The sequence below is a fragment of the Pseudomonas sp. genome (genome assembly GCF_037994325.1).
Classification (GTDB): Bacteria; Pseudomonadota; Gammaproteobacteria; order Pseudomonadales; family Pseudomonadaceae; genus Aquipseudomonas.
Window position 1 is genome coordinate 1 of sequence record NZ_JBBNAH010000362.1, and the last position, 4,448, is coordinate 4,448.

Genomic DNA, 4,448 nt, shown 5'->3' on the forward strand with positions numbered 1-4,448 from the left:
GGCCGACGCTTGGTGCGCACAGCACACCCTACGAAAAGCAGCCTTGTGATTCGATCAGCAACCAGCCCGTTGGCTTGTATCCCAAAAAGCTTGTCGCCGCAGCCGCTTTTACAGGCGGCATAGCGGCGGTGGGGCGCCCGTGTCACTGGCTAAAGTCGTAGACGCGCTCTTGAGCAATGCCCAGCACGTGTTGCAAGGTGCCGTCGTTGCCACAGACCGCAGCGCTCATATGATCATTGCCGGCCAGTATCAGCAGGCCAGTTAGCTGGCCCGGGTCTGCGCCAAGCATATGGGTCAGGGCTTTCTTGGCGTAACGGTTGCGTATAACCACCCATTGAGCGGTGGCCAGCGGGTCGGCATTAAGGGGTAACTTGCTAACGTTTGCTGGTAGAAATTGTGTGGCGTGCTGCACGTAGACTGGCCTGGTTGTGCGCAGCGTGTCGCCGTCTATTCGCTCTGTAGGGGTCAACCCGGCAAACGCGACATTGCTTCGCTGGTGCGGGGTATCGTGGAAGTACACCGGTACTGCTTGCTTGTCGCCGTCGGCATATTTTCCTTGCTTGCCGGCAAAGTTGTTGGCCACGGCGTATTGGGCCAAGTCTTTCAGCGTGATTGAGCTGTTTAGGGTCAGCTGTTCGCTGAAATAGCGGTCGAAGAAGGTCTCATCCACGGAGTTGTTTTGAGTGTTCAGGACGCTTTCCGGGCCGACCGGGGTTTCCAAGGACAGAAAGCGGATCGCCGACATGCGCAGCAGCTTCTTGATGGCCTGCCGTCCGAGCTTCACCGTATGGTTCTCGCCGATGATCAGTGGGCCGGTCTGCAGGAGTTCGCGCATGTCTTCGAGCTGTTGCGTGGTGACTTTGGGCATGGGCCGAACCTCCGTTGTTAGCCGTCATCGGGCGATCCGATAGCCGTCATTCATAACCGGCCGCTATCGGCATAACGGCGCCGCTAACGCGCCGCCACACTCTTGGGTTTGTAGAAGGTGAAACTGCCGATCTCCTTGGTCTTGATATACGTCTTGGACCAATCCACCGAAGCGCTCCGGTCGTGGAAGAACAACGCGCCATTGGTGCGGTCCGGCAGTTGCTGGTTAAGGGCTTTGCGGGCGATTTCCTTGGCGACGGTGTAGCGGTTTTCCTCCTCAACCTGATCGGGCCGGCCGTCACACCACCAGGAGAACTGGCAGGGACTTTTTTCCGAACCCTGTTTGACCACCTCGCAGACCGTATGGGGAAAGTCCTTGTTGCCCAGTCGGTTGAGCACCACATTAGCCACGGCTTCCATATCCTCACTCGCACCGCCCTTGGCTTCCCAGTAAATCGTCCGCGACAGGCAGGTGATGGCGTCATCCATTGGCGCTTGGCCGGCGGGGTCGACGGCATGGACTTCGGTTTTGCTCAGCGGCGTTGCTTGTGGAGCAGCCTTCAGGCTGTTCTTGTCGGCGGCTTTTTGCTCCAGCACTTCGGCTTTATCTTCGGCGGCGGCTTTTACCGCCGGCTGGGTTTCGGCGGCCTGGAGCTGGCCCACCGATAAAAAGAGACTGACACCAATGACTTTTGCGAGGAGGTGCATGATCGGTTCTTCCTGTTAAACCGCATGGCAGTGAGCGCGCCGAGTGCAGTCGGAGATACAGAGCAGACAGCCTAGTTCCGTTTTATATCCTTAGGGCTTTCTCCGCCCTAGGCCCAATACCAGCACGGGGAATGGGGCAGACTTATTTTCTACTCTAGGCGTCTGCTTTTGGCCGTTTGCAGCCGGTCACGATAGGCACCTGTCGACCAGAAGTTAACGTCAAGAGTATGAAAAATAAATCTGGCGCCTTTTCGATTAAGTCACTTCGCTTCAAAAGCTTAATGTACTCATCGCCGCACTTCCGGCAGCATAGCCAGCGCCCCGAATGAACATTCGCGACTCGGTCAAATGGAATTAACGAGGCTTTATGGATAAGCGTGTAGTAATGCTCATGAACAGGTTGATGGCGGCGCTGGCGCTGGTTTTTTTCATCAGCAGCAAGGCCTGTGCACACAAAGACGTGATCCTGCCAATAAATGAACACGGCGTTATCTCTGGAATTCCACCAGCGCTCGGTCCCGGACAACTGGAAATGGAATTCTCCTGGTTTCAGCTACCCACGCCGGTATCCAAACTGGTGCTTCATCTAGGTGGTAAGCCGCTGGTTTTTCCAAAGTGTCTTACCCGACTTCTGAATACCGACGCCCTCAGCAAGGTGGAAGTTTCTGGCTCCTGGTTTCACGACGAGGCGGTTCTGCCTTACTACTTGAACATCCACTTTCAAGACGGGACCTATGACCCGTATGTCTCGACATTTATTGGTTACTCGACGCTGATCAATCTCAGGACCAACACTTTGCTGCGGATGACCGAGTACTCCCTTCAGAAGGGGCACAAAGGCGATCAGCAGCGGGATGTTGATCTTGAGTCGCAGTGTTCACCTGAGGAGTTGGCTAATTTCTCGTATCAGCCTGAATCTTGATCAAGCGAAAAGGAGAAAGATCTATTTCTCTACTCTAAACGTCCGCTTTTGCCCACGTGAGTATCGAGGGCACCGCGAGGCTAGACAGCATCACATTTTGCCAAGGCCACTTCACACAATGGCCTGGCATTGATGCATCATCTGCCCGGCTGACTGATTGGCGGTATTCCCGGCACCTTGCTTGCGGCACTGTCGGGATGGTGGGGCTCGCTCGTCCCCGAACGCATCCCCCTCTTGCGCAGAGAACGACAAGAACATGGACAGTTTTATTGAAATTGGCGGTCAGCGCATTGTTGCTGTCGAATCGCCTGAAGGCATCACCCTCACTACCGGCTCGTACTGCTCACTGAGCGATATCAGCGAGTTTCCGCAGAACGTACGGGTGATCGATGGCTCTCTCAGCCTGAACAACAGCAGCCTTCGCAGCCTGCCTTCTCCGCTCACCGTTCGTGGTGACCTGCGGATCTACGCATGCCCGGACTTGGTGCTTCCCGATAACCTTGAGGTAACCGAAGACCTGGTTCTCGAGGACAGCGAAATACTGAGCGAGTCTTTGCCGGCCGGTTTGGTGGTCGGCGGCGCGTTGCGCATCACCGAGTGCAAGTTCCGTCAGTTGCCCGCCGACATCCGAGTAGGCCGCAGCATCGTGGCCAGCAACAGCGCGCTCGAGGTGCTGCCTGAGGAGCTTGTACTGTCTGGCTCGCTGAACATCAGTGAAACCGCTATCTCCAAGCTGCCCGAGCGCCTGCACATTGGCAGCGCCCTGATCATCACGGACTGCCCTATCACCAAATTGCCTTCCCAGCTCAGCGTGGGAGACAGCCTGGACATCCGTGGCACGGGAATCACCCGCCTGCCCAGCGATCTGACACTCAAACTGGACCTGTTTGTCGCCAATACTCAGGTGGCCGAACTGCCGGAGAACCTGAAGCTGTGCTCCCTGGATATCAGCCACTCGCAGATCACCGAAGTACCGGAGTCGACGAGCGTGCACGTCGGGTTCTTCGCCGAATACTCGAAGATTCGCAAACTCCCCAAAGCGTTCCTGGATCTGGACGAACTCGACCTGACGGGCAGCGCCATTGAAGAACTGCCCGAAAACCTGTCCGTCACCTTTAACCTCTTTCTGGCCGACAGCGCCATCCGCGCGCTGCCCGAGAGGATCCACGTTGGAGAGATAGCCTACTTTGGCGGCACCACGTTGCCACGTACGCCCTTGCCCAAGAGCTACAAGACCGGAAACGAGCTGGACGTTGACTGGGACTGGAGGCCTTAGTCGCGCTGGAGCTGTTTTCGCTGGGGGGACGTCTGCTATCGGCCAGAAGCTGACGTCCGTGCACAGTGGTTGATAGCATCAAAGCTGAAAATAAATCCGTCCCCGTTTCGCTAGTAACTAGGTACAAGGAATGCCCCGAGCTCGAACTGAAAGCGCCAAGGCCGCTGGCAAACTTATCAAAGAGATCCAACGAGTTTGGAGCTACAACATCGAGTATGGGCAGCCAAATGTCAGCCGAAGCGAGGATATCCTGGAGCTTGCACATGATCTACTTCAAGCCCGAGATGCCCCAGGCATAAAACGACTGCTTGGCTCAAGAAGTGTAAAGCAGTATCTCGGCAGTCTCTGGGTTGAGTCTCATCCAGAGGTGAAAACTCGCGTCGAGCAGCTTGAGCAGGCAATCGCCAGTGAGGCCGCATGATGGGTAGGCGCGCCTGCAGTAACAGTAACGCACGAATCGGTTAAAAGGTCTGTTCTCGGACGTCCCCTACTGGCCGACTGCTGCCGGTCCTGACCTGCTAAATTCCATCCTCCTTTGCCAGAGGGATCACCCGGTAACTCTCCTATTGAAAAGGATTTCCACATGACCGGTGTAGCGCTCGGTACACCCAGTGCCGAAACCTAGTCGGCCACCCAGTTCAAGGATCTTGCGCAGAAACCCTGTCGCTTTCACCA

The 4,448-nt window shown here is 56.2% G+C and carries 4 protein-coding genes; 2 read left to right on the forward strand and 2 right to left on the reverse strand.

Going from position 1 to position 4,448, the window contains the following annotated elements; genetic code table 11:
* Positions 1-142: 142 nt before the first annotated feature.
* Positions 143-868, reverse strand: coding sequence for a hypothetical protein (locus tag AAAB16_RS12360; RefSeq protein ID WP_340663585.1), 726 nt, complete (start codon positions 866-868; stop codon positions 143-145).
* Between the two features lie 83 nt (positions 869-951).
* Positions 952-1,575: a cell wall hydrolase gene (locus tag AAAB16_RS12365; protein ID WP_340663586.1), complete on the reverse strand. Its 624-nt coding sequence runs from the start codon at positions 1,573-1,575 to the stop codon at positions 952-954.
* Between the two features lie 367 nt (positions 1,576-1,942).
* On the opposite strand from AAAB16_RS12365, the gene AAAB16_RS12370 reads away from it, so the two are divergent.
* Together AAAB16_RS12370 and AAAB16_RS12375 are read left to right on the forward strand one after the other, a co-directional pair.
* Positions 1,943-2,497 (forward strand): hypothetical protein, encoded by a 555-nt coding sequence (locus tag AAAB16_RS12370; RefSeq protein WP_340663587.1) that lies wholly within the window; start codon positions 1,943-1,945, stop codon positions 2,495-2,497.
* Between the two features lie 256 nt (positions 2,498-2,753).
* Positions 2,754-3,773, forward strand: a complete 1,020-nt coding sequence (locus AAAB16_RS12375; protein WP_340663588.1) for a hypothetical protein — start codon at positions 2,754-2,756, stop codon at positions 3,771-3,773.
* Positions 3,774-4,448 lie beyond the last annotated feature (675 nt).

What these genes read in the sequence shown, in the direction of transcription:
- AAAB16_RS12360 (WP_340663585.1), bottom strand. Translation starts at nt 868, where the DNA reads ATGCCCAAAGTCACCACGCAACAGCTCGAAGACATGCGCGAACTCCTG.
- AAAB16_RS12365 (WP_340663586.1), bottom strand. Translation starts at nt 1,575, where the DNA reads ATGCACCTCCTCGCAAAAGTCATTGGTGTCAGTCTCTTTTTATCGGTG.
- AAAB16_RS12370 (WP_340663587.1), top strand. Translation starts at nt 1,943, where the DNA reads ATGGATAAGCGTGTAGTAATGCTCATGAACAGGTTGATGGCGGCGCTG.
- AAAB16_RS12375 (WP_340663588.1), top strand. Translation starts at nt 2,754, where the DNA reads ATGGACAGTTTTATTGAAATTGGCGGTCAGCGCATTGTTGCTGTCGAA.